This window comes from Opitutus sp. GAS368, assembly GCF_900104925.1.
Lineage (GTDB): Bacteria > Verrucomicrobiota > Verrucomicrobiia > Opitutales > Opitutaceae > Lacunisphaera.
The window spans coordinates 3211688-3236931 of sequence record NZ_LT629735.1 but is presented as its reverse complement, the minus strand read 5'-3'; the positions used below and the strand labels follow the sequence as shown (position 1 = coordinate 3236931).

Genomic DNA, 25244 nt, shown 5'->3' with positions numbered 1-25244 from the left:
TTTTGCCCTGCCCCCGGTCACGCCCGCCCGCGGCATCGCAGGCGCAACAGCCACAGGCCGAGCAAGGCGGCGACAAACCAGTTCTCGATGGCACCCCCGCCGCCGGCCGGAGCGGCCGGAGTAGGATTGGACACGGGCGGCGGATTCATCGTCGGCGGCGGTGTGGTCGTCGGCGGTGGTGTGGTCTGCGGCGGCGGCGGGCTGGTTGTCGGCGGCGGATTATCCGTGGGCGGTGGTGGAGTGGTCGGAGGAGGAGGATTGGTCGTCGGGGGCGGATTCGTTGTCGGCGGCGGATTCGTTGTCGGCGGCGGCGGGCTGGTTGTCGGCGGTGGAGCCGAACTGCCCTCGCCCACGAGCGTGATGCTGGCCGAAGCGGGTGTATTGGCGTTGTAAGCGGAGGTCGACTTCAGTGCGAGTGTCACGACCTTGGTCTGGCCGGCCAGGCTCGCCGCCACGGGCACGATCACCAGGGAGACCGTGTCGGCGCCCGCGGGGAAGGTCACGTTGACGGGCATATCGCCCTGGGGCCGGCGGTAGTCGTTCCACTTGGTCGCGGTGCCGAGCAGGTCAAAGTTCACGGTCAGCGCGGCGGAAACATCGCCCGTGCGGCGAAACACAAAGGTTCCCTGGCCGGAATCGGCCACGGTGGCCAGCGTCACCGGGGCGGTGACGGTGATGTTGGGCAGGCCGTTGGCCGCGTTGAAATTTTGCGCGACGAAGACGCGCCGGCCATCCGGCCAGGAGGCCTCGGCCTCCACCCACTGGCTGCCATTGGAGACCGGCGTGAAGGTGAAGGAATTGCCCGAGGCCGGCTGCTGGTCCTGCGCCTCCCAGACCACCTTGGCCGCGGACGGATCGAAACCGGCCGGGGCTTGGAATTGGGCGGTGACCGACGAGCCGACCGGCGTGCTGGCCGGCAGCCCGGAGATCTGGGCCGTGGCGGAACGCCAGGCCTGGCTGCTCAGCGAGGTCTGCGCCGCCAGGAAGGCCAGGCCGGCGAGCGCCCGGGCCTGGTTCACGACGACGAATTCCGTCGAGACATTGTAGGTGTCCGACCAGCGGTCGTAATAGGGATACGGCGCCACGGACCCGCCGTCGGTCGGAAAGGAAAGCGCGCCCAGTTCCGACCCGTAAAGACTCAGATACGGCAGGCCGGTCTGGATGTTGCCCAGCGGCAGGCCGGAGGGCGGCAGCACGCGCCGGTCGTTCTGTGCATATTGGTGCACGATCTCGCGCTGCCGCTTGAGCCCGAGGCCGGTGACATAGGAGATGTTAACGGGATTGGTGCCGCCCTCGTAGTTCAGGTTGGCCAGGAACGCGTCGATGAACTGGGGCCGCGGATCGCTGCCGGAGGGATAATCGAGCTGGTCCGCCACGATGAGATCGAAGGCCTGGTCGAGCGAGAAATACCAGCCGCCGCCCAGCACATGCTTGGTCTCCTCGGGGAAGCTGGTGCCGTAGGCGCTCTGGCCCGACCATTTGAGCGCGTCGCGACCGGCGCTCTCGATCTGCTGCTGGCATTTCTGCAGGAACGTGGCGTCCAGCCGGTCGGCGGTCAGCCGGCCGCTGCGCACGGCGAAGGCGTAGCTGCGGATCGCGTTGCCATAGCTTTCGCTCATGTGCTGCCAGCCCCAGCGCCAGGTGGCGGGGTCGGCGGGATCGAACCACGACTTCAGCGTCTGGTGATAGGTTTCGTCGCCGGTGGCGAGGAACATCTCCGTCGCGGCCCAGGCCAGTTCGTCGTCGTGGGTGAAGAGGTCGCCGTAGTGCGTGATCTTCTGGTAGGCGCCGGCCTTGCCGTATTTGGCAATGGCGCTGGCGAGGAACTGCCAGCCGAGCTTCGCCTTCGCGAGGTAGTTCGCGGCGGCGGCCGGGTAGGCCTGTTTGAGCCGGGGCGAGGAGGCGGCCTGCGCCAGCGCGGCCACGGCGGCGGCGGTGGCCGCGGTGTTCTTCGGCCAGACCACCTGCGAGTCGCCCTGGTCGGGCAGCACGTCGCTCTCGTATTCGCGGTTCTTCGGGTAGACGAGGAAGTAGAAGCCGCCGTCGGCATCCTGCATCTTGGCCAGGAAATCCGCCTCCCATTTGGCTTCCTGCAGGAGATCGGGCACGCCGTCGCCGCTCTCGGGCAGGCCGAGGTTGTCGAGGGCGGCGACGCCCGGGAGCGAATCCACCGCGAAGACCAGGATATGGATCAGCGCGGCGCTGTTGGTCGTGTATTTGCTGTAGTCGCCGGCGTCATGGTGGCCCCCGGAGACGTCGATCGCCCCCTGGTTGACGAACGGATACAGCTGCGCGGATTCGCCGGTGAGGCGCGGCGCGACCTGGGCCGGGTTGTTCGTGTTGATCGTGTTGGCGTAGGAGGCGACCGTAGTCCAGGTGAAGGGGAAATTCGCCGCGGGCGAAGGCACGCTGGCGGGCGCCGTGTGGCACGCGGCGTGCGTGAAGCGCGTGAACGGCAGCGAATTGTCCGTCCCGCAGCGCTGGTGGTAGAGGCCGAGGGCATACGCCCGCGCGAAATTCATGGCAATGCCGTCGTCGAGGCGGAACGGCAGCGAAGCCCCCATGCCGGGCACGACCAGCCGGTAGGTGCCGGGCGTGGTGAACGCGCTGAAATCCGCCTCATAGACCACCTGGTAGGGCACCGGGCTGTAAAGATAGCCCACGTCGGAACGCTGCCGGAGCGTGCCGGAGAAGACGCCCTGCCCGCTGTTCGCGTCCACCACGGAGAACCCGCCGCCCGTCGGGACCGGCATTTCGCCGAGGCTGCCGAGGTAATAGCCGACCATCACCCGCTTCGGGAACGAGGGCAGATAGCCTTCCTCGTTCACATGGATGGCCGGATTGAACCGGAGCGGATCCGCCGGGGCCGTGAAGGTGATCGTCGGCGACCAGAGCTGGCCGTCCGGATTGCTCACCGCCACGCTCTGGTTGTCCGCGATGCCGCCCGCGATCTGCACATACAGGTAGCTGGCCACCCGCAGGTCCCGCCGGACCAGCGGCGCATAGGCCACCCGGCGCTTGAAGCCCAGCGCCTGCACGGCGACCGGGCTGCCATTCACGGTCACGGCGAGTTGGGGCAGGCCCAACGCCACCATCTGCGACCCGGGGCCGGCGAAATTCCACAGCGCCAGCGTCGCGGGATCGGGGGCCTTGACCTGGTCCAGTTCCAGTTCGAGCACATTGGGGGTCAGGATGCGCAGCGCATGATCCCCCGCACCGGGCGGCGCCAGCAGCAACTGGCCGGGTGAGACGGATTGTGCCCCCAGCCGGAGGCCCGTAGGCGGGCCCATCAGCCCCGACACCAGCAAGACAAACCCGGACAAAAACAGACCGCAAAGCCCCCGGGGTCGGAAGCGGTATTGGAAGCGATGTTTTCTCATTTAGCCCACTTAAGCCCACTTGGGGGAATGCCGCGATGGAGTATGTCCCGACTTCTCCTTGAGCCGATACCGGATGCCTTTTTACGCCCGGGCCAAGAGGGGCCGGCCCGGGGCCGGACTCTGGGTCTTTTGCCCGCCCCGGATGGGGTATCCACCTACTGGGCAAACACCGACTACTCTGGCTTTATAGGCTCGGCCGGCCCAAGTCGGAGCGGGTCTGCTCAGGCAAATCTCATAAGCTCCTCAACCAGGACTAACAGGAACCACCCACATGAAGGGCAACCCGGACCCCCTCGCCAACCGGCCCAAGTCGCAGCGCCGTGCTGAAATAACCAAGCACATGCCTGCCGCCCCCGCCGACACCAGCACCGTGCCGCAGGTCAAGCTGCAGCCGACCGTCAACTACAGCGACCCCCTGCTGCGCGAACTCGTCTCGCACCTGCGCGAAAACCGCACCCAGCTGCGCGAGGTCTGGGCCCGCAACATTCTCGACGCCAAGCTGCTCTCGGCGATGAGCAAGGAGGAAATCTTCTCCGAGGTCACCTCCGTGTATGACAACTACGTCGAGGTGCTGGAAACCGGCAGTGTCGACGCCCTCCAGGCCTACGCCCGCAACCTGTCCGAGCGCATCATCCCCCGCGGCGTCGAGACGGACGAGGTCATCGGCATCGTGCTGCTGCTGCGCGACGTGCTCGCCCGCTCACTGTTCAAGAAATACCAGCACGACTTCGACCTGCTCAACCGCGTGCTGGACGCCTACGAACCGGCCGCCAACCGCATCGCGAACACCGTGGCCGTCTCCTTCGTGCAGGAGAACGTGCGCATCATCCGCCAGCAACAGGAGGCCATCCGCGAGCTCTCCACCCCCGTGCTCCAGGTGCGCGAGCGGCTGCTCATTCTCCCGATGGTCGGCGTCATCGACTCCCAGCGCGCCCGGCAGCTCACCGAGCAGCTGCTCCGCGGCATCCGCAACAACCGCGCCAAGGTCGTCGTCGTCGACATCACCGGCGTGCCGACGATCGACTCCACCGTGGCCAACCACTTGGTGCAAACGGTGGAAGCCTCCCGTCTCATGGGCGCCGGCGTCATCATCACCGGCCTTTCCTCCGAAATCGCGCAGACCCTCGTGACCATCGGCGTGGACCTGAGCAAGATGAACGCCGTCGGCGATCTGCAGGGCGGCATCGAGCTCGCCGAGAAGATGCTCGGCTACAAGGTCAAGACCGTCGACGCCGTCGCCGGGGAAATCGAAGACGACAAGTAACCCGCTCGGGCCATGCAAGTCCCGATTCTCAAACAGGGCAGCTACCTGATCGCCAGCATCCAGTCGGTGCTCTCCGACGCCGACATGCTGCAGCTGCGCGACGACCTCGCCGACCGCGTCGGCCAATACCGCGCGCGCGGCGTCATCATCGACGTGACCGTGCTCGACGTGATCGACTCGTTCGCCACGCGCACGTTGCGCGCCATGGCGCACATGCTGCAGCTGCGCGGCGCCGAGACGGTGATCGTGGGCATCCAGCCCGAAGTTGCTTTTGCCATGGTGCAGCTGGGCCTGACCCTCGAGGGGGTTGGCACGGCCCTCGACCTCGAGGAGGGGCTGGCGTTCCTGAATGAGAAGGCCAAGCAACATGCCAAACCCGCCAAATAATGAAGCCCGGGTGGAGGTGCGGTCGACGATCGACATCGTCACCGCCCGCCAGCAGGGGCGCGAGCTGGCGCTGAGCCTGGGCTTCTCGGGCGCGGAGGTCACCCTCGTGGCCGCGGCCATCTCCGAGATAGCGCGCAACATCCTCGATCACGCCAAACGCGGCGAAGTCCTGTTTTCCCAGGTGCAGCATGGCAACCACCGCGGCCTGCAGGTCATCGCCCAGGACCAGGGCCCGGGCATCCCCGACATCGGCGTCGCCATGCAATACGGCTACTCCACCCGCCGCGGCCTCGGGGTCGGCCTGCCGGGCGCGAAGTGGCTCATGGATGACTTTGAGATCACGTCCAAGGTCGGCGAAGGCACGAAGGTGGTCATGCGCAAATGGCTCAAGAATGAAACCAACAAGCTTAACCCACCCGGTTGACTGGGCGGTGGCGCAGAAAGCCACGCCCGGGCAGACCGTCTCCGGCGACCGGCACCTGGTGCAGCCGCACGGGCGCGGCGTGCTGCTGGCCGTGGTCGACGGGATCGGCCACGGGCCCGAGGCCGGGCGGGCGGCGGCCATTGCGGTGGATGCCCTCCTTCAGCAACCGGGCGACTCCGTCCACGCCCTCACCAAGCGCTGCCACGCCGCCCTCGCCCTGACGCGCGGGGTGGTGATGACCCTGGTCGCCCTCGACCTCGACGATCGCACCATCACGTGGTGCGGCGTCGGCAACGTGGAGGCCCGGCTTTTCCGGGTGGAGGCCGGCTTCACCACGCCCGAGAGCGCCCTGCTGCGCGGCGGCACGGTGGGCTCCCAGCTGCCCGTGCTTTACGCCAACGTCATTCCGGTCAACCCGGGCGACGTGCTGATCATGGTCAGCGACGGCATCCGCCCGGACTACGAGCACGACGTGCCGGTCAAGGGCCCGCCGCAGCGGATCGCCGACCATATCCTGCAAAAATACTACAAGGGCACCGACGACGCCCTCGTCCTGGTCGCCCGGATCAATGAAACGAACCATGCCGCCTAGTGTCACCAAGCTCGCGCCCCCGGATAACGTCGGAGCCCCGCCCGTCCCCGACGAGTATGCCCACCTGGTCGAACTGCGGCAACGCTTCGAGACGATCGTGAACCTCCCGACCGACTATTTCACGCTGATTGATTCCGACCATGCCTACCTGGCGGTCAACGACGCCTACTGCCAGGCCCACGGTCGGCCCCGCGAGCGGATCATCGGACACACGGTGGCCGAACTCTGGGGCGCGGAAGTCTACCGGACCCATCTCCGGCCCCAGCTGGAAAAATGCCTCGCGGGCGAGGAGGTCCACTACCAGGGGCGCTTCGAGTTTCCGCGCACCGGGCTGCGCGACTTCGAGGTCAGCCTCTACCCCTACCGCAGCGACGATGGCCGGCCCCACGCCATCGTCCTCACGCGGGACATGACCGAGCAGCAGCGGGCCGCCACCGAGCTGCGGGCATCGCAGGACCGGTATCGCGTCCTCATCGAGTCGGCCAACGATGTCATCTTCATGCTGACGACCGACGGCCGCATCGCAGCGCTCAATCCGGCGTTCGAGGCGCTCACCGGCTGGCCCCGCGCCGACTGGCTCGGCCAGCCCTTTGCCCCGCTGTTGCACCCGGAGGACCGGCCGGTGGCCTTGGAGCGATTTCATGCGATCATGCAAGGAACCGCCGAACCCCGGCGGCGCGAGTATCGCATGCGCAAGGCCGGGGGCGACTACGCTATGGGGGAATTCACCATCGCCCCGCAGCGCAAGGATGGCGTCATCATCGGATTCTTCGGCATCGGCCGCGATATCACCGAGCGCAAGCACGCCGAGGAGCAGCTCGACCGGTTCTTCAACCGCTCGCTCGACATGCACTGCCTCGCCGGCTACGACGGCTACCTCAAGCGCGTGAACCCGGCCTGGGAGCGGACTCTCGGCTTCGCCACCGAGGAATTGCTCAGCCGCCCCTACCTGGAATTCGTGCACCCCGACGACCGCGCCGGGGTCATGCAGGAGCTGATCCGCCTGCAGCAGGGGCAGGATATCACCGCCTTCGAGATGCGCTGCCCCTGCAAGGACGGCTCCATCAAGTGGACCCTGTGGAACGCCACCACCCTGCCCAGCCAGCATCTCATCGTCGCCACCGGGCGCGACATCACGGAGCGCAAGCGCACCGAGGAGGCGGTCCTGCACAGCGAGGAGCATTACCGGGAGCTCTTCCACCAGGCCTACCAGATGCAGGAGAACCTCCGGCGGCTCTCCGACCGCATCCTCGAAGTCCAGGAGCAGGAGCGCACACGCATCAGCCGCGACCTGCACGATGAGGTCGGGCAAGCGCTCACCGCCATCAACGTCAACCTGGCGGTCATGCAAAAGTCGCTGGCCGAGGCCCCGCCGGAAGTCACCCAGCGCATCGCCGACACGCGACAGCTCCTCGAGCAGACCATGGAGACCGTGCACCGGTTTTCCCGCGAGCTGCGCCCGGCCATGCTCGATGACCTTGGCCTGCTGCCTGCCCTGCGATCCTACCTTAAGAGCTTCACCGAGCGCACCGGCATCGCCGTCCGCCTTGCCGCGGAAGGGGCCGAAGGCGTCGCGCGGCTGGATGCGGAGCGCAAGACCTTGGTCTACCGCGTGGTGCAGGAGGGCCTGAACAACACCGCCAAGCACGCCCAGGCCCGGCAGGTGACGGTGACCCTCACCGAGCTGCCGCAACGGGTGCAGCTGGAGGTCCGGGACGACGGCCGGGGGTTCGCCCCCGACGCCGCCACCAACCGGCTGGGCCTGCTCGGGATCGCCGAGCGCGTGCGGCTCGTCAATGGCGAGTTTGCCGTGGAATCCACCCCCGGCCAGGGCACCGCCCTCCGGATCATAATCCCCTTCGCGCCGGTCCAATCCCGGTGACCCGGTCAACCTTCAACCCAGCCACTCCCATGCAAAAAACCACCGTATTGCTCGCCGATGATCACACCGTCTTGCGTCAGGGCCTGCGCGCCCTGCTGGCCGCCGAACCCGACATGGAGGTCGTCGGCGAGGCGGACAACGGCCGGCAGGCCGTGCAGCTGGTCCAGAAATTCCTGCCCGATGTCGTCGTCATGGACATCGCCATGCCGCTGCTCAACGGCCTGGAGGCCACGCGCCAGATCACCCGCGAGGTGCCCTCCACCCGGGTCATCATGCTCTCCTCCTACAGCGACGACGAATATGTCGAGCAGCTGACCGACGCCGGGGCCATCGGTTACCTGCTCAAGCAGACCGCCGCCACCGACCTGCTCAAGGCCATCCGGGAGGCGAAGCAGGGCAACGCCTACTTCAGCCCGGCCATCTCCCGGCGCATGCTCGACCATTACCGCCAGGCCTTCATGAGCGGCCAGCCGATCCGCAAAGCCGGCGAATCGCTCACTTCGCGCGAGTGCGAGGTCCTGCAGCTCATCGCCGAGGGCAAGACGAACAAGCAGATCGCCGCCGAGCTGTGCATCAGCATCAAGACGGTCGAGAAGCACCGCCAGCAGGTGATGAACCGGCTGAACATCCACGACATCGCCGGCCTCACCCGCTACGCCATCGCGAAGGGGCTCATCGAGTCCAAGCCGGCGCTCGGGCCCGCCTAGAGCGGATCAAGCTGAAGTGCAGCCATCGCAGTTCCTGTGGCAGGGCGCACCGCCGAGGCTGCGCCCTCGTCGCCGGCCCGGCCCGCCGGCCGTAGCCTTGGCGAAGGCTGGTGCGCCGAGACCGGGTTGACCCACGCAGGGCGGAGCGGGCCGCTCCGCCCTGCTTTTTTTTGCGGCCATGCTATTACTTATACCAAACACCCAAAGCTTTTACACGAAGGCCGCAAAGAACGCAGAGATATTTCCCAACGCAGGATCTGCTTCGCGGTCTTGGCGACCTTGGTGTAGAGTGTAGTAGCTTGAGGCGATTGGTATTTAAACTTAAACTGCTGTAGCGCTGTAGCGGGGGGCGGGCGGCTCAGCCGTCCCGCCCGGTGACTATGCCCTCCGCCCGCGTCACCACGCTGATGTAATCGATATAGCTGAAGGCCAGCGCCGCCCGCACCTGCGGCCACGTTTTCTCGGTCGCCTGCCCGGCCGCCTGCATGCCGAGCCGCAACGCGCGCTCCTGGCTTTTCATCTCCTGGATCGTGCTCTCGAAATGCTCCTGCTGCGCCTGCGGCAGGGACCGGACCCCGCCGGACAGGCCGCCCATGGCCTCGTTCGTGGCCTTGAGCCTCGCCTCGAGGTCGAAGACCATCTGGTTGCGTGCCTCATAGGCGCAGGTGCGGATGGCCTCGGTGGCGGAGGCCACGATCAGCGAGGATGAGACCGGCTGGCGGGCGCCGGCCGTGACGGCCAGGCCGAGTTGCGCCATGCCGGACGCCGTGGCGGTGAGCAGCACGGCGGAAATCACGGCCGCGCGGATCGGGTGCTTCATGGTCATGTTCATGCTCCTGTTGGGTTGTTGGACTGATCCGGGTCGTCGGGCCGGCCCGGGACCGGGATTGTCCCGGTTGGGAATGAAACGGCGCCGGCTCGTGCCGGCGCCGTTCCTACACACATGTTCTTCTCTATTCTCTACTCTCTACTCTAGCTAACAGGCGCCGCATGCTAGCCGCAGGCGCGGCGGGCCGGCAGTGGGTGTTTACCCCACCTTGCGAGCATCTCCCTGTAGGAGCGGCCCGCCAACTCCAGCGATGGGACTTTCCCTGCCCAGGCCCGATCCGTTGTCCCGGGCCTGATGGCGGGACGCCGGGCTGCCCACCCACGCGGTGCCGGACGGGAGCCGCTCGCCCTTCATGAGCAGTGAAAGCGCATCCAGCCGCGACCCATCCTCCATTTCCGAGTCGTAGAGCACGACGGAGCAGGCGCCCAGTTCACAACCATCCCCGATCCGCAGCCGAGCGGCTTTCAGGACGCGGTCCTCGAAGAGGTGGGTTTGCAAGATGCAGTCCTCGTTGAGCGCCACGTCGTCGTCGATCTCGACCAGGTCCCACTCGAGAAAGCCCGTCGTGTGCACATAGGCCGCGCCGGCCTTGAGGATCCCGAGCAGCGCCGCGTAAGCCCCTGCTGACCGCGGCAGCAGCAGGCCCACGCGCGCCCCGCGTCGCACGCCGCACCGGCGCAGATGGCGCGCCATCCGGTTGGCCTGCGCCTCCGGTTCGCCGTAGGTGGTTTCCTCGCGGCCGCAAATCACCACGACGGCGTCGGGGCTCGCATCGGCACTGGCCTCGAAAATTTCATGGAGCATGCCGCGGCGCACCACGTCTTCGCACATTGCGTTGGTTTCGCCGTGCGGTTCCAACCAACACGGCGGTCGGCTGCAGCTTGGTTTGCATCTGAGGTGGCGGGTTCGCCGCACCGCTCACCGACCCTTCAGCCTGTCAACCGTGCCGGCGGAGCGGCTGGGTGTCCGCCTGAAATTCCCGCCGGGCCTTGCCCAAGTCCATCCGGCCCGGGCGGGAGAAAACCCGCCGCCCCCTTGGCCAACCGTTGTCGTCGAAGGTGAATACCGGGCCCCGGGCGGCCAGAAGCAAAAAAAAGGGCGGTGTCACTTTCGTGACACCGCCCCGGGACGGAGGCGCGATCGACGCCTCGGTGGAACCTGATTAAAACGCCGTCAGTTTGTGATCGTGGCGGTGGCGAAGGCCGGCGACCCGGCGTTGTAGGTCGTGTCGGGCGTTACGGTCACCACCACGGTCTCTGGGTTCGCGCCGGTTGTGTTGGCCACGGCGACAATGGTCAGGGTGGCCGAGGTCGCGCCGGCGGGAATTGTGATGGAGACCGGCATGTCGCCCGCCGGTGTGCGGTAGTCGTTCCATTTAACGGCGGAGCCGGTGAGCGAGTAGTTCACGGTGAGCGCCTGGCTCGTGCTCCCGCTGCGGGTGAACGTGAACGCGGCGGTGATGGACGGATTCGAGATGCTCATCGTGGCGCTGGTGGCGACGACCGTGACGTTGGACAGTCCGTTGTCCGTAAAGAAGTTCTGGACTGCGAACACGCGACGACCGTCGGCCAGGGTGGCCTCCGCCTCCACCCACTGCTGGCCATAGGCCGAGGGAGTGAAGGTGAAGGACGTGCCGTAGTGGGCCGGTTGGCTGGCTGCTTCCCACACGATGGTCGCGCCCGTGAGGTCGATGCCCGCCGGAGGCGTGAGCGTCGCGGTGACCGGCGTGCCGGCGAGGAGCGTGGCCGTCAGGCCGGTGATGGTCGCGGCGACCGGCTTCCACGCCTGGGTCTTGAGCGAGGTCTGCGCGCCGACGGAGGCGTAGGCGATCAGGCTGCGCGCGGTGTCGAGGTGCACGAACTCGGTCGTGACGTTGAACGTGTCGCTCCAGCGGTCGTAGAACGGATAGGGCGCGGTGCCGGCGGAATCGGCCGGGAACACGAGCGACGCCAGCGTGGTGCCGTAGGTCGCGGTGTAGACCGGGCCGGTCTGGATGTTGCCCAGCGGAATGCCCGAGGGCGGCAGATCGCGGCGGTCGTTCTGCGCGTATTGGTGCACGATCTCGTGCTGGCGCTTCAGGCCGAGGCCGGTGACGTAGGACTGGTTGATCGGATTGGTGCCGGCCTCGTAGTTGAGGTTGCGGAGGATCGCGTCCAGATACGCGGGCTTGGCGGTGACCTGGTTCGCCACGGCCATGTCGAACGCCTGCGTGCCGGAGAAATACCAGCCCGCGCTGTTCACGTGCTTCGTGTCGGTCGGGAAGCTGGTGCCGTAGGCGCTTTGCTGCGCCCAGGTGACACCGTCGTCGCCGGCCGCCAGGATTTCCGCCTGGCACTTGGCCAGGAAGGTGGCGTCGAGCGCGCTTGCCGGGAGGCGGCCGCTGGTGGCCGCGAAGGCGTAGGAGCGGACGGCGTTGCCCCAGCTCATGTAGCAGTGCCACCAGCCCCAGCGCCAGGTGGCGGGATTGGCCGGATCATACCAGGACTTGAGCGTGGCATGGATCGTCTGGTCCCCCGTCGCGACAAACATCGCGGTGGCCGCCCAGGCGAGTTCGTCGTCGTGCGTGAAGTCGTCGCCGTAGTGCGTGATCTTCTGGTAGGCGCCGGCCTTGCCGTATTTGGCGATGGCGTTGGTGAGGAACGTCCAGCCGAGCTTCGCCTTGGCGAGGTAGTTCGCGGCGGCGGTCGGATAGGCGGCCTTGAACTTCGGCGAGGAGGCGATCTCGGCGAGCGCCGCGGTGGCGGCGGCCGAGGCGGCGGTGTTCTTCGGCCAGACCACCTGCGGGTCGCCCTTGTCGGGGAGCACGTTGCTCTCGTATTCCCGGTTCATCGGGTAGACCAGGAAGTAGAAGCCGCCGTCGGCGTCCTGCATCTTGGCGAGGAAGTCGGCCTCCCACTTCGCCTCCTGCATGACGTCGCTGATGCCGTCGCCGCTCTCGGGCGTGCCGAGGTTGTCGAGGTCGGAGATGCCGGGGATCGAATCGACGGCGAACATCAGCTCGTGGATGAGCGAGGCGCTGTTGATCGTGTATTTGCTGTAGTCGCCGGCGTCATGGTGGCCGCCGGAGACGTCGAGCGTCCCCTGGTTCACGAACGGGTAGAGCTGCGCGGACTCGCTGGTGAGCGCGGGCGCGATCTGCGTCGGGTTGTTCGTGTTAATGTTGTTCGCATAGCTCGCGACCGTCGTCCAGGTGAACGGGAAGTTCGCCGCAGGTGAAGGCACGCTGGCCGGCCCGGTGTGGCAGGCATCGTGGACGAAGCGCGTGAACGGCATGGCGTTCGTCGTGCCGCAGCGCTGGTGGTAGAGGCCGAGCGCGTAGGCGCGGGCCCAGGCCATGGCGATGCCCTCATTGATCTTGAACGGCACCGAGGCGCCCAGGCCGGGCACGGTCAGGTAGTAGCGGCCGGGCGTGGTGAACGCGCTGAAGTCGGCTTCGTAAACCTGTTGATACGGGGTCGGCGAGTAAGTCCAGCCGGTGTCGGGGTGCGCGACCAGCGAGCCCGTGAACACGACCGCGCCCGAGGACGCATCGACCACCTGGAAGCCGGCGGAGGCCGGGATGGCCATCTCGCCGAGGCTGCCGAGGTAGTAGCCGACTTCGGCCTTCTTCGCGTAGGCGGGCATGTAGCCCTCCTGGTTGACATGGATCGCCGGGCTGTAGCGCAGCGGGTGCGCCGTCGCGGCGAACGTCATCGTGGCCGGCCACAGGGAGGCGTCGGGATTGGTCACGACCACCTGGGCGCCGCTGGGCACCGGGGTGGCGAGCGTGAGGTAGAGATCGCTCTCGATCCGCAGCATGTAGGTCGCGAGCGGCGCGTAGAGCGGACGACGCTTGAAGCCGACGCCCGTCACCGTAACCGGCGAGCCGTTGACGGTGACGGTGAACTTGCCCGCGGCCGGCGCGGTGAGCGTGCTGGTGCTGCTGACGAAGTCCCAGCAGTCGACCGTGGTCGCGGTGGACAACTTGGTGTTGATGCGTTGCAGCTCGAGCACGGAGGGCGAAGCGATGCGCAGCGCGTTGTCGCCGACGAGCGGCTGCTCCAGCGCGAGGTAGTCGGTCGGATTCGACGCCGGGATGGTGGCCACATTATACGAGCCGGACGGAGTAGGCGTGGGCGTCGGCGTCGGTGTCGGCGTCGGTGTCGGTGTGGGCGTGGGTGTCGGCGTCGCCGCGGAAGCCAGAAGCGTGAGCGTCGCGCTGCTGGCGGAACCGACCGTGTAGGTCGGGTCGGCCGCGAGCGTGAAGCTCGCGGTCTCGGGGTTGGCGTTGGTCGAGTTGGCGACCGCCACGATGGTGCAGGTCGCCGACGCCGCGCCGGCCGGGATGGTGACGGCGACGGGCATGTCGCCGTTGGTGGTGCGGTAGTCGTTCCACTTCACGGCGGTGCCGCCGAGCACATAGTTGACGGTGAGCGCGGCGGTGGTCGCGCCGGTGCGTGCGAACGTCAGCACGGCGTTGCTGCCGCCGATGGTGGCGGAGGCGGTGGCCGGCGACACGGTGACGGTGGGCGACACGGGCGCGGGGGCGCCCTTGCCGGTCTTGTCCCAGGTGGCGCGGCCGCCGACGAGCGAGAAGCTCATGCCGGTGAGGGTCTGACCCTCCAGACCGAGGACGCTGGCGGGGACCTCGAGACGGACCCACTGGCCGGCCGCGGGCAGGTTACCGACACGATAGCGGCTGGCGGTGCCATCGGTGCCGTAGAGGATCGTGTTGGCGCCCCAATACGCGCGGTGCTCCCAGCTGTTGCCGTTGAAGCTCAGCATGAGCTCGGTCGGCAGATTGGCCGGATCGAGGTAGACGTAGGTGAAGAGCACGTCGCCGGTGTTGATGGCGAGCGTGGCGGTCGCACCGTTGAACGAGTGTTCGTGGATGCCGGAGGCGAGGTTGCTCTGGTGGGCCACCGAGCCGGAGTATGGCGCGGGGTTGCTGGTCACCCAGGTCCACGCATCGCCGCCGGTGCTGCTGCCCCACGCACCGGCGGGCAACGCGTCGTCCACCCACACGACGTCGGCGGTCGAGGCCGGCGGCGGCGTGACGGCGTTGCTGACCAGGACGGTTACGGTGGTCGCCGTGGCGGTGTTGCCGGCCGCGTCGCGCGCGACCGCGCTCAGCGTGTGCGAGCCGTTCAGCGACAGCGTGGAATCCCACGAGAAGCTGTAGGGGACCACCGTTTGCTCGGCACCGAGGTTGGCGCCGTCGAGCTTGAACTGCACCCCGGCGACACCGACATTGTCGGACGCGTTCGCTGTGACCATGACGCTGCCGCCGGTGACGGTGGCGCCGTTGGCCGGCGCGGTGATCGAGACGGTAGGCGGGGTCGTGTCGATCACGACGTTGCTGACGGTGACCGTGACGTTGGTCGCCGTGGCCGTGTTGCCGGCCGCGTCGCGCGCGACGGCGCTCAGCGTGTGCACGCCGTTGGCAGACAGCGTGGAATCCCACGAGAAGCTGTAGGGCGCGGCGGTGACCTCGGCGCCGAGGTTGGCGCCGTCGAGCTTGAACTGCACCCCGGCGACACCGACATTATCGGAGGCGTTGGCCGTGACGACGACGCTGCCACCGGAGACCGTCGCACCGTTGGCGGGCGCGGAGACCGAGACGGTCGGGGGGGTGGTGTCGGTGACGGGCGGCGTGGAGCCGGAGCCCGAGACCTTGCCGATGTAATCCCAGGTGGCGCGACCGTTGTAGAGCGAGAAGCTCATGCCGGTGATGGTCTGGCCCTCGAGGCCGACCGAGCTGGCCGGGACTTCGAGGCGCACCCACTGGCCGGCGGCGGGCAGCGCGCCCACGTAGAAGCGGCTGGCGGTGTTGTTCGTGCCGTAAGTGATGAGGTTCGAGCCCCAGTAGGCGCGGTGCTCCCAGTTGTTGCCCTGCCAGCTGATCATGATTTCGGACGGCAGGTTGGCGGGATCGAGGTAGATGTAGGCGAACAGCTTGTCCCCGGTCGCGACCGGCATGGTGGCGCTCGCCCAGTTGAACGAGTGCTCGTGCAGGCCGGAGGCGATGTTGGTCTGGTGGGCCTTCGTGCCGGAGAACGGCGTGGGGTTGCTGCTGACCCAGGTCCAGGTGTCGCCACCCGTGCCGGAACCGGAGGCGCCGGCCGGGAGGGCGTCATCGACCCAGACGAAGGTCGTGCTGGTGCCGGTGTTGCTGACGTTCACGTTCACGGTGGTCGCGGTGGCGGTGTTGCCGGCGAGGTCGCGGGCGACGGCGCTCAGCGTGTGCGGGCCGTTGGCGGCCAGCGTGGAATTCCACGTGACGCTGAACGGGGCGGCGAGGACCTCGGAACCGAGGTTGTTGCCGTCGAGCTTGAACTGCACACCGACGACGCCGACGTTGTCGGCGGCGTTGGCCGAGACCGCAACCGCGGTGCCCGAGACCGTGGCGCCGGCGAGCGGCGCGGCCAGCGAGACGGTGGGGGGGGTCGTATCAGAAACCGGGACGGACGCGCCGCCGACGGTCCAGAAGACGCCCTGCGAGGCGTTGTTATAGGTGCCGCTCGAGGAGGTCTCGAGTTTCACGGCGCGGACCATGTAGGTCGCACCCGAGGGGGCGGACGGATCCGTGAATGTCGTGCCCGTGACGGGCGAGCTGGTCAGGCGCGTGAACGGGCCGGTGGCCGAGGTCGCGCGGTAGACGTGATAGCCGAGCACGGTGTCGGGCGAGGGGGTCCAGGCCAGCGCGGCGCTGGAACCGGCGAGCGTGCCGGAGAGCGTGCCCGGGGGGGCGACGACGTGCAGGCGCAGCGTGGGATCGCCCATGAGCGCGACGTGGATCAGGTTGGCCGAGCTGTTGATCTGGTTCTGGTAGAGTCCGGTGTTGTTCTGCGTCAGCCGTGCGGTGTAGCCGACGGTCTCGCCGAGGCCCATGGGATGCATGAACCAGTGCGGGCGGCCCGACCACGCCGCCGTCAGGCCGTTGGTCGTGGTGCAGAGGAGCGAACGCATGACGTCGTCCTCGTGGTCCCAGTCGCCGTGCCAGCTGCCGAAGACGAGGTTGAACACGCCGTGGACGTTGTTGGTGACGACCTCGACCGTGTTGGTGTTGTGATTGACGTCGAAGTTGCCCAGGCCGGCGATGGTCAGATAGCTGCCGGCGCCGCAACCGTAGGCGAAGAGGTAGTTGCCGGCCGCGAGCGCGGGCACCCAGACGCCCTGCTGGTCGTTGTACTGGGTGTTGAGGTTGGTGATGTTGTTCGCGCCGAAGAACGCCGTCGCGGCGCCGTAGGCGCTGGACGAGAACGCCTCGCCGCTGCGGATGCCGAAATAGTCACCGACGATGGCGCGGCGCTGCACGGGCATGAGACCGGCGCGGTAGTTGTGGTCCTTGCCCAGATACTGGCGGAGCAGTTCCTGCTCGCTGAGGAAGGTGGCCGGGCCGCCCCAGGTGGTGCGGCCGGGCATGTTGGCGAGATCGACACGGCCGACCTGGAGCTCGACGGTGCCGGGGATCGTCGTCTGGTCGAACTTGCCGTCGCCCGGGAGATTGGTCAGGCGGGCGGCGTCGACGGGATCGGTGTTGACCGTCTGCGTGAAGTTGACGGTGGAGTCGGTCCAGGTGCCGCTCATGTTGCCGTAATAGACGTCCGCGGGCCAGGCGCCGACGTGGTCGGGGTGGCCGTCGGGGTTGAGCTGGCCGGAATACGGCACGGGCACGTGGCCGAAGAGGAAGACCGCCTTCACGTTCGCCGGGTCGGCGGTGTAGTCGGCCTGGATGAGCGCCTTCACGCTCGGGACGGTGGCGGTGCGGCTGACGTCGTGGCGCAGCACGGTCCAGCCGTCGCCGGCGAGGTCCTGCTGGAGGCGCGTAAGCTCGGCCGCGAGATTGGCCGCGTAGGTGTTGTCGACGATGAGGACGACTTTCCCGCGGTTCTCGACCAGCGGCACGTTGATGCCGGCCTGGATGTAGCCATAGCCGGAATACGTGCCGGCGTTCTTGACGATCTGGTATTCGTAGACGGTGCCCACGGCGACGCTGGTGTCGGCATAGGTCAGGACGGTGCCCGCGAGCACGGTGCCCGAACCCCAAGAGGTGGCGCCGGGCGCCTTGCGGTAGACGGTGTAGCTCGTCGGCGTCGCGGTCGTGTCCTGCGGCCAGGTGAGCGTGATTTTGGCAGGAGACGCCTGCACAGCGGCGCTGACTTGCACCGCGTAGTTCCAAGTGGCTTCAACGGCACGCGCGGCCTGGGCGAGGAACCCGAGGACCGTGGCGGCGAGGAGCGTGCGAATGAGTGATTTCATAACCCCGCCATCCTAGATTTTTCCCGCGCCCCCCATAATCGGCGCCGGGCTGATTATCCTGTCGGTGCCGCGCACAGCCACTTGTCGGCGTTCCGCCTACAAACCGGTTCCCATGAAAAATGCATGAAATCGGTGCTGGCCGCGCGCCGCACCCGGCTCCGCGAAAGAAATTGCCGGCGCGCCGCTTGAATCTGTTCTTCCACTGGCCGCAGGCCCCGGGAGGTGGCAGCCGGGGCGTTTCGGGGTTCCCACCCCATGCCTGACCCCGGCCGAATATGGTCTGCTTGGGAAAAGCCCCCATCCCATGAAACTCTCAAAATTATCCTTGGCACTCGTCTGCGCTTTCTGGTGCGCCGGCCTGTGCCTGTCCCTCACCGCCTCCGCCGCCACCCTGGGGCCTTCCTTGGGGGCCAAAACCTCTGCCCTGCTGCCCACCGACTCCGTTGGCACCGTCATCGTTGCCTTCAACAATGTTGATGGCGGTCTCACCACCACGCATCTCGATGCCCTGCGCGCCGCCGGCCTCACCACCGGCCAGACCCTTCCCACCCTCGGCATGGTCGCCGTCAACGCCACCGTCGCGCAGGTCAACGCCCTGGCCGGCAACCCCGCGGTCCGCTCGATCTGGGCCAACGACCCGCTGAACTACTACATGCATGAGGCGCGGGTGCTCACCGGCGTGGACCAGCTCCAGTCCGACCCCGCCCTCACCCTCGCCAACGGCGGCACACCGGTCTTCGGCAGCGGAGATTTCTCGGTGGTCATAAACGACAGCGGCATCGACGCCACGCACGCCGACCTGATGTTCGGCGACCATGTCGTCCAGAACGTCCAGATTGTCGCGGACCAGGCCACCTCCTCGGCGCTGGGCCTTGCGCCCTCGCTCTATGGCTTCACGCCGCTGGTTTTCGTCGAGAATGTGCCCAACACCGACACCCACATCGGCCACGGCACGCACTGCGCCGGTATCGTCGGCGGCTCGGGGGTTCGCTCCGGCGGGCTCTACCGCGGCGTCGCCCCGGGGGCCAGGCTCATCGGCTGCGGCTCCGGCGCCGTGGAGTTCATCCTTGCGGCGCTGGGTGGCTTCGAGTGGTCGCTCGCCAACCAGCCGCGCTACCACATCCGCGTCATCTCCAACTCCTGGGGCGGCACGGGCGCGTTCGACCCGGCCGACCCCATCAACATAGCCACCAAGACCGCGCACGACCGCAACATCACCGTCGTCTTCGCTGCCGGCAACAACGGCCCCGCGCCCGACACGATGAACCCCTACGCCAAGGCGCCATGGGTCATCGGCGTCGCCGCCGGCACCAAGGAGGGCGGGCTTGCGAGCTTCTCGTCGCGCGGCGTGCCAAAGGATCAGCGTCTGGCGAACTCCGATCCGAACGACGACTTCAACGCGCCCACGGTCACCGCGCCCGGCACCGGGCGTGAGTTCGCGACCGATGCCGGCAAGTTCACCGCCGCCATCGTTTCCACTCGCTCCTCGAGCAACGTCGTCGCCAACGGCCTGACCAGCGACACCGAGATTCCCCCGGCCTACCTGCCCTTCTACACCCAGATCTCCGGCACCTCGATGGCCACGCCGCACATCGCGGGCGTGGTCGCCCTGATGCTAAACGCCAACCCGCTGCTCACCCCCGACCAAGTGAAGCAGATCCTGGTCGACACCGCCACGGCCATGCCGGGTTATGCCGAGTGGGAAGTCGGCGCGGGCTACGTCAACGCCTGGGCTGCCGTCGACAACGCCTTTAACCTGTCCAAACCCTATGCCTCGCTTGCCCGCACCAGCTACAATGCCCAGGTCACCACGACCAAGGCGCCCACCGAGACCTTCACCATCGCCTACAGCCCGACAGCCACGCCCGGACCCGACAGCTCCAACGCCCGCCACTTCACCATCTCCTCCGGCACGGACCTGCTCGAGGTCGCCATCCAATACGGCAACACCGACCTCACGCTCTTCGGCAACATCCTGATCCTGCGGCTCTACAGTCCGGACGGCCACACCTACTCCAACGCCGGCAGCGTGCTCTTCGTCACCGACACGCCGCGCCGCTACGTGCGCGTGGTCAGCCCGCCCCCGGGCGACTGGGTGGTCGAGGTGCGCGGCGCCCGCGGCCTCGCCGCCGTCCCACAAGCCACTTCGCCGGTGGCGCTCGCGCTGCCCGATCAGGTCAACACCTTCATCGACCGCACGACCTTCAACCTCCCGCCCGTATCCGACATCGCCGGCACTCCTTACGAGAGCGAAATCATCCATGCGCTGAAGCACCGCTATCTCGACACTTTCGGCGACAACACTTTCCGCCCGTGGTGGACCGTGACGCGCGCCGATTTCGCCGATGCCATGACGATCAACACGCCGCTCCGCCAGGCCGTCAACGGCGCGACGTTCCCCGACGCAACGGGCTCGCTGCAGCCGCTTGCGGCGGCAATCACCGCACAAGGCGCCACGCTGCGGCATTTCGACTACCGCGTGGACGGCCTGCTCGCACCCGTGAACGGCTCATTCCTGCCGAACAACACCATCACCCGCCTCGAACTTGCCGTCGCGCTCGTCCGCGCTCTCGGCCAGGATGCGCAGGCCCGGGCGCTCGCCGGCACCGCCGTGACCGCGACCGATGCCAACGGCAACAGCTTCGTCGTCGCCGACCTGGCCGACATCCCGGCTGACCAGCGCGGCTACGCCCAGATCGCGTTGAACAAGGGTTTCCTCACGGCCGTGTTCCTGAATCCGGGCACGGTCCAGTTCCGGCCCAGCGACACCCTTAGTCGCGGGGAACTAGCCGCCGCACTGAACAGCTTCCGCGACAGCTTCTCCCTTGAATAGCCCGCCCGCGGCCAAACCCGAAACCCAACCCCCTACAGCCATGCCGAGCGGAGTGTTACACGAGCCAAAGAACGGCCTGGCGGCGCTCTGGCGCCGCTACAAGGCGATCCTGTTCGGCGCCAGCGAACCGCCCGCCGGGAAAACCCCGTGCCCCTGGTGCGAGGGCGCGGGAATGCTTTATGACGGGAAGTCCGGCCTGCTGGTCTATTGCGACTGCTGCAACCGCACCGGATTCATCCCGGAAGTGCCGGCGGTTCCTCCCTTGGCCCGTTTCACCTCGTCAAGACAGCACTGATCACGCGGCCCGAAGCAACGGCAACCGGCGGGAATCCGGTCGCCCCGTGATTTGAGTGCCGCCCACGCAATCCCCCCCGTCAAAAGTATCGAATGATTTGAAAGGCCGAATTCTTCGCCCAAGGAATGCTGCCTTTCTCTTGATTTGACGAACCGAAGGCGGCGGTTTCATAAAACCCCAGCGTCCAGTGCTTCGACAGATCATATTGCACCGAGAGCTGCGCCAGCGTTGAGCGATCGAATGGATTGATGAAACCGACCACCCCGAGATCCAGGTATTTCAAGAACGCATCCTGCCAATCCAATCGCGCGAAGATCTGTTGTTGCATCAGCGGTTCCGCCTGATCCGCAGCATATACGCGGACAAACCACAGCTCGGCGGCCAGCTGTGTATGCGACCGACCCAAGGTGATCCACTGGTCGAATTCGCGGCGCGTGAAACCAGACTGATGATAGTGAAACTCCACGTTAAGTGTCATCCTGGAACTATTGGTCCAGGATACTCCGACCGCCGCGTCATTTTGAAACCCCTCCGAGGTGGACAACTGCGGAATAACCGGGGAGCCGGACGGAATGCTCCCGGTCGCCTCTCCAAATGCGATGGCACGACGGCTCAGGGTGCCCTCCTCGCACCCGGACCATTCGGCATACATCACCACATTGTTGCTCATGACACGGCTCAAACTGGCGCCGAGATGGGTGCCGACGCTGTCGTGAAACAGGAGGACCTGCGGGTTCAAGCCCGCGAGATCACAGCTCAACGATGCCAGGTAGCGCGGAGAGGAATTGGTTTGCCCGAACAGGGGATCGAAGGGGGCGGGAGCGCCGGTGAGCTGCCGCGTCACGTGCCGCACCCCGGGGGCGAAAGCCACGGTAAAGGCTCCACCGGCCAAAAGCTTTTGGCCATATATCATCAAAACACCGAGCCGGTCTTGTTTCGACGCCGAGGGATCAATCGACGCAAGATTTACTTGTGCGCGCGCCTTGAAGAAATCGGTCGGATTATATCCCAGGGCGGGTCCGTTCTTCAGATTGATCCTCCCGACCTCCACGTATGTCTGCGAAGCGACTTCGTCGGAGGCGAATGCCTCGCGCAGGTCATTGCGCAGACTGCCGGAACTTGGCCACGAGATCGCATCGCCGGCGAAGGCGTTGAGTCGGTCGCTCAGGCTGAACCGGAGCGCGTCGGTTGCCTTCCATTGATACGACGCATCCAGGCTCAGCCGTTCCTGATAGCCGGGTTGGACGTTTGGCGCCGGCACCAGGAGATTGCTTCGATTCCTCCAGGTCGTCAGCGCGCTTTCCAGAAAAACCCGGCTCTCAGTGCGGGTGGCCTGCAACGCGGGTGCCGTCGGCGGTTTGGCGTTGAAGACACTCGTGGGGATCGCGTCCAAGTCCGAACCCGGATCGTCCGCGCCGCTTGCGCGCGCCCCAAGGCCTGGGCAGAACGCAACACACGCACACGCTGCGACAAGGGTTCGCATCACTCCAATTTCAGCCGCGGCAGGTATTCGCGTTGATACCAACTGTCCGGAATCTCCATTCCGCGATAACCCTGAAAACCCATTGTCGTAACGAGCTTGGAATTTACGGCATCGATGATGATCGTTTCCGCCGGCCGTTCTGCTCCCAGATGCTTCTCGTAGCGATGGTAGTAGGTGATCTTCAGCAGCCGTCCGCTGTCGGAATAAAACCTCCCCTTGACCGGGTGAAACGAATCCTTTTCGACCCAATACTCAGCCTTGGCATAGATCGCGTCGCTGTCTTTCGGGGATAGCTCGAGATGCCAGCAGTTCCGCACGACTTTGTCGGCGTCCGGGATGGCCTCGCCCTCCGCCGACCCGATCAACCTGGCCGAGTAATCCCTTGCCAGGTTCACGGTCATGACATCGCCCTGGGAGGCCTGACCCACGAGTCGCTGCTCGGGCGAAATGCGGACGCTCGTCTTCGAGGCCGGGTCGTAGAACCACATGACCGTGCCGTCCATCAGGACACTCTTTCCTCGGTCCCGCGCGGGCTCAGCATAACGCACGAGGTTGCGAAACCGTTCCGCGGCTCCGGCCCGCTTTGAGAAGAGCGTCAGAGTGACATCGTTCCGGGCGGTCCCGTTGATGTATTCGGCAAGTTGAATCGTCACCTGGAACGGCTCCTTCGGGTTTCTTACCTCATCGGCCCGAGTGATGATCTCCTGCGCGGTGGGTTCGGGTTGCGCGAAGGCAATTCCCCGGAACAAGAGGGAGCACATCACGGCGCCAAGAATGGATCTCGTTTTCATGTTCATACGTGTCCCAAGGCATCCACGACTTTCATGCGCGCCGCATTCCGCGCCGGGATCAAGGCCGCCAGGGTCGCGATCGCGGACAGCCCGAGCCCGACGCCCAGGAACAGGGTTATGGCTCCATTGGTCATGAGCTTGAGCGGCACCGGAAAGGCCGATCCCGGAGGCTGCCAGGTCAGGCCGGCGCGGTTGACGATTTGGCTGATCGCGAACCCGATCAGCAGTCCGACAATCGTGCCGATGAGTCCCAGCAGTGCACCCTCCAGGACGAATTGCGCCAGCACTCCCGTTCTGCCGAGGCCGAGAGCCCGCAGGGTCCCGATCTCCTGGGTCCGCTCCATGACACTCATGCTCATCGTGTTCACGACGGTAAAGAGCACGATCACAATCATGATGACCGCCACAAACATGAAGATCGCCGAAAACATACCGACGGCCTGTTTGTAGAACGGCTGGAGCTCTTTGAGGTCCCTGACCTCCAGATCCAGCTTCTTCTCCTTGAAGAGCTGATTCAGTCGCGCGCGGACGGCCGGTATGTCGCGCGTATGGTGAAGCTGCAATACGATGCCCACCGCCTGCTTTTCCCCGCGGCCAAAAAGAAGCTGCTGGGACAGCTCGAAGTTCATGAGCACGAACGAATCGTCCACCTCCTTCATTCCCTGCGAGATGGCCTTGTCGACAAAGAAGTTCACCACGTTCGGAGCGCCGGCGGACGTTGCCGCCAGCAGGTCGAGCCGCGCCGCGGTCGGGCTCCCGCTGGCACTTGAGCCGTCCTTCCCGCGCTCCTCCAGGCTGGCGAAGTCCCGCTTTGCATCCGTGTGCCCGCTGCGCGCTTGCTCCTCCGTGCCCAATGGCGGCGGGCCGGAATCGAGTTTCAGCGCCTTTGTGAGCTTCAGGATTCTGGCGAGACCCACCCCGACATTTCCGTGGGCCGAATCCTCCAGGTTGATGTTCGAATCGACGACGAAATCCTTCAGGTCGTGCTCATCCCATTGCTGCATCTGGTTGTAGTCGGCCGCCACCACGCCGCGGCCGAAAAACGTCTTGGACGCTTCCGATTCGAAGTTGGCGGCGATCCCAAAGAGATTGATGGTAGGAGTCGCAACATTGATCTTGGGCTTCAACACCGGGTCGTTGGCGATCAAGTCGAGGAGCGATTGGTAGTCACGGATCCCGTAAGCCGCGGGATTGCCCGTTCCGTAGTCGAAGTAGCCGCTGCGGTAGACCGCAATGTGGCCGCCCGAGATCACCCCGCGGGTCTCAAGTTGTGCAAAGACCCGGAAAACGAATTCGCCGAAGACGACCATCGAACTTGCGCCCACCGAGATGGCGAGCACGGTCATGAGGCTGCGCCGGACATTTCGCAGGATGCTCCTGGAAGCAATCTTGATGGTGTTCATTTCGCCTCCACTGGTTGAGGATGGCCTTCGCTCACCCGGTGCTCGATCAATTCGCCGTCGCGAATCACAAACGAGTCCTGGGCATGTGAGATCAACTGCGGGTCATGGGTGGAGAAGACAAAGGTCGCCCCATACTGCTCTTGGACATTGTGCATAAGCTCGATGATCGCCGCGCCGGTTTTCGAATCCAGGTTGGCGGTGGGCTCGTCCGCGAGAACGAGACTGGGACCCTTCACCAGCGCGCGGGCGATCGCTACGCGCTGTTTTTGGCCGCCGCTGAGCTGATTTGGGCGGTGCTCGGCAACGTGGCTCAGGCCGACGGATTCCAGGATCTGCCCGGTGCGCGCTTTTCGCTCCAAAGCGGCGACCCCAAGCAGGACCAGCGGGTATTCGATGTTCTCGTAGGCGGATAAAACCGGGATCAAATTGAAGTTTTGAAAGATGAAACCGATGTGCTGCGCGCGGAACTTGGAGATCGCGCCGTCCGAGAGCTCGCTGATATTCTGCCCGCAGACGGTGACGACGCCCGCGGTCGCCTGGTCCAGGCAACCGATGAGGTTCAGGAGCGTCGTCTTTCCGCTGCCCGAGGGCCCAAGCACCATCGAGAAACGCCTCTCGCGGATCGCCAAGTTTACGCCCTTCAGGGCCGGGACCTGGATCTCACCCATTCGGTAGGTCTTGGAAACGTTTTCGAAGACCACTGCAGTCTGTTCATTGTTTGTCATGGATTATC

At 66.1% G+C, this 25244-nt stretch carries 16 protein-coding genes; 8 read left to right on the top strand and 8 right to left on the bottom strand.

Annotated elements, in window-relative coordinates; translation table 11 throughout:
- Positions 1-17: 17 nt before the first annotated feature.
- Positions 18-3290 (bottom strand): glycoside hydrolase family 9 protein, encoded by a 3273-nt coding sequence (locus BLU29_RS18430; RefSeq protein ID WP_197677717.1) that lies wholly within the window; start codon positions 3288-3290, stop codon positions 18-20.
- A gap of 361 nt (positions 3291-3651) precedes the next feature.
- Between BLU29_RS18430 and BLU29_RS13825 the strand changes: the two genes are divergently transcribed.
- Genes BLU29_RS13825 through BLU29_RS13800 form a run of 6 tightly spaced genes read left to right on the top strand, consistent with a single transcriptional unit; the run spans position 3652 to position 8636 of the window.
- The gene (locus BLU29_RS13825; protein WP_197677716.1) at positions 3652-4644 is read left to right on the top strand and encodes an STAS domain-containing protein; all 993 of its coding nucleotides are present in this window, start codon (positions 3652-3654) and stop codon (positions 4642-4644) included.
- 12 nt (positions 4645-4656) lie between these two features.
- Positions 4657-5031 (top strand): STAS domain-containing protein, encoded by a 375-nt coding sequence (locus BLU29_RS13820; protein WP_091059035.1) that lies wholly within the window; start codon positions 4657-4659, stop codon positions 5029-5031.
- The gene (locus BLU29_RS13815) at positions 5012-5455 is read left to right on the top strand and encodes an anti-sigma regulatory factor (protein ID WP_091059033.1); all 444 of its coding nucleotides are present in this window, start codon (positions 5012-5014) and stop codon (positions 5453-5455) included. The genes BLU29_RS13820 and BLU29_RS13815 overlap by 20 nt, the downstream gene beginning before the upstream one ends.
- A 7-nt stretch (positions 5456-5462) precedes the next feature.
- Positions 5463-6047, top strand: coding sequence for a SpoIIE family protein phosphatase (locus BLU29_RS13810; RefSeq protein ID WP_157693872.1), 585 nt, complete (start codon positions 5463-5465; stop codon positions 6045-6047).
- Complete coding sequence (locus tag BLU29_RS13805) at positions 6037-7929, top strand: PAS domain-containing sensor histidine kinase (RefSeq protein WP_172830273.1); 1893 nt, start codon at positions 6037-6039, stop codon at positions 7927-7929. Before BLU29_RS13810 ends, BLU29_RS13805 begins: the two co-directional genes overlap by 11 nt.
- Before the next feature lie 29 nt (positions 7930-7958).
- A complete protein-coding gene (locus tag BLU29_RS13800; RefSeq protein WP_091059026.1) occupies positions 7959-8636 on the top strand; it encodes a response regulator transcription factor in 678 nt (225 codons plus the stop codon).
- Between the two features lie 358 nt (positions 8637-8994).
- Here the strand turns inward: BLU29_RS13800 and BLU29_RS13795 are convergent, their stop codons facing one another.
- From BLU29_RS13795 to BLU29_RS13785, 3 genes are all read right to left on the bottom strand, one after another.
- A complete protein-coding gene (locus BLU29_RS13795) occupies positions 8995-9468 on the bottom strand; it encodes a hypothetical protein (RefSeq protein WP_091059023.1) in 474 nt (157 codons plus the stop codon).
- A 195-nt stretch (positions 9469-9663) separates the two neighbouring features.
- Positions 9664-10269: an AMP-binding protein gene (locus BLU29_RS13790; RefSeq protein ID WP_157693871.1), complete on the bottom strand. Its 606-nt coding sequence runs from the start codon at positions 10267-10269 to the stop codon at positions 9664-9666.
- Between the two features lie 369 nt (positions 10270-10638).
- Positions 10639-17706, bottom strand: coding sequence for an Ig-like domain-containing protein (locus tag BLU29_RS13785; protein WP_091059019.1), 7068 nt, complete (start codon positions 17704-17706; stop codon positions 10639-10641).
- Between the two features lie 304 nt (positions 17707-18010).
- On the opposite strand from BLU29_RS13785, the gene BLU29_RS13780 reads away from it, so the two are divergent.
- Together BLU29_RS13780 and BLU29_RS13775 are read left to right on the top strand one after the other, a co-directional pair.
- On the top strand, positions 18011-20539 hold the full coding sequence (locus BLU29_RS13780) for a S8 family serine peptidase (RefSeq protein WP_091059017.1): 2529 nt from the start codon (positions 18011-18013) through the stop codon (positions 20537-20539).
- The gene (locus BLU29_RS13775; RefSeq protein ID WP_172830272.1) at positions 20532-20834 is read left to right on the top strand and encodes a hypothetical protein; all 303 of its coding nucleotides are present in this window, start codon (positions 20532-20534) and stop codon (positions 20832-20834) included. Before BLU29_RS13780 ends, BLU29_RS13775 begins: the two co-directional genes overlap by 8 nt.
- Before the next feature lie 79 nt (positions 20835-20913).
- Here the strand turns inward: BLU29_RS13775 and BLU29_RS13770 are convergent, their stop codons facing one another.
- Genes BLU29_RS13770 through BLU29_RS13755 form a run of 4 tightly spaced genes read right to left on the bottom strand, consistent with a single transcriptional unit; the run spans position 20914 to position 25236 of the window.
- On the bottom strand, positions 20914-22317 hold the full coding sequence (locus BLU29_RS13770; protein WP_091059012.1) for a hypothetical protein: 1404 nt from the start codon (positions 22315-22317) through the stop codon (positions 20914-20916).
- Positions 22317-23108 carry an outer membrane lipoprotein-sorting protein gene (locus BLU29_RS13765; protein ID WP_157693868.1) on the bottom strand — a complete coding sequence of 264 codons (792 nt, stop codon included), beginning with the start codon at positions 23106-23108 and terminating at the stop codon, positions 22317-22319. The genes BLU29_RS13770 and BLU29_RS13765 overlap by 1 nt, the downstream gene beginning before the upstream one ends.
- 2 nt (positions 23109-23110) lie before the next feature.
- Positions 23111-24511, bottom strand: a complete 1401-nt coding sequence (locus BLU29_RS13760) for an FtsX-like permease family protein (RefSeq protein ID WP_091059007.1) — start codon at positions 24509-24511, stop codon at positions 23111-23113.
- On the bottom strand, positions 24508-25236 hold the full coding sequence (locus BLU29_RS13755; RefSeq protein ID WP_091059004.1) for an ABC transporter ATP-binding protein: 729 nt from the start codon (positions 25234-25236) through the stop codon (positions 24508-24510). The genes BLU29_RS13760 and BLU29_RS13755 overlap by 4 nt, the downstream gene beginning before the upstream one ends.
- Positions 25237-25244 lie beyond the last annotated feature (8 nt).

Bases quoted from the DNA above. Each gene is read 5' to 3' on its own strand.
- BLU29_RS18430 (WP_197677717.1), bottom strand. From the start codon at position 3,290: ATGGGCCCGCCTACGGGCCTCCGGCTGGGGGCACAATCCGTCTCACCC.
- BLU29_RS13825 (WP_197677716.1), top strand. From the start codon at position 3,652: ATGAAGGGCAACCCGGACCCCCTCGCCAACCGGCCCAAGTCGCAGCGC.
- BLU29_RS13820 (WP_091059035.1), top strand. From the start codon at position 4,657: ATGCAAGTCCCGATTCTCAAACAGGGCAGCTACCTGATCGCCAGCATC.
- BLU29_RS13815 (WP_091059033.1), top strand. From the start codon at position 5,012: ATGCCAAACCCGCCAAATAATGAAGCCCGGGTGGAGGTGCGGTCGACG.
- BLU29_RS13805 (WP_172830273.1), top strand. From the start codon at position 6,037: ATGCCGCCTAGTGTCACCAAGCTCGCGCCCCCGGATAACGTCGGAGCC.
- BLU29_RS13800 (WP_091059026.1), top strand. From the start codon at position 7,959: ATGCAAAAAACCACCGTATTGCTCGCCGATGATCACACCGTCTTGCGT.
- BLU29_RS13795 (WP_091059023.1), bottom strand. From the start codon at position 9,468: ATGAACATGACCATGAAGCACCCGATCCGCGCGGCCGTGATTTCCGCC.
- BLU29_RS13790 (WP_157693871.1), bottom strand. From the start codon at position 10,269: ATGCTCCATGAAATTTTCGAGGCCAGTGCCGATGCGAGCCCCGACGCC.
- BLU29_RS13785 (WP_091059019.1), bottom strand. From the start codon at position 17,706: ATGAAATCACTCATTCGCACGCTCCTCGCCGCCACGGTCCTCGGGTTC.
- BLU29_RS13780 (WP_091059017.1), top strand. From the start codon at position 18,011: ATGAAACTCTCAAAATTATCCTTGGCACTCGTCTGCGCTTTCTGGTGC.
- BLU29_RS13770 (WP_091059012.1), bottom strand. From the start codon at position 22,317: ATGCGAACCCTTGTCGCAGCGTGTGCGTGTGTTGCGTTCTGCCCAGGC.
- BLU29_RS13765 (WP_157693868.1), bottom strand. From the start codon at position 23,108: ATGAAAACGAGATCCATTCTTGGCGCCGTGATGTGCTCCCTCTTGTTC.
- BLU29_RS13760 (WP_091059007.1), bottom strand. From the start codon at position 24,511: ATGAACACCATCAAGATTGCTTCCAGGAGCATCCTGCGAAATGTCCGG.
- BLU29_RS13755 (WP_091059004.1), bottom strand. From the start codon at position 25,236: ATGACAAACAATGAACAGACTGCAGTGGTCTTCGAAAACGTTTCCAAG.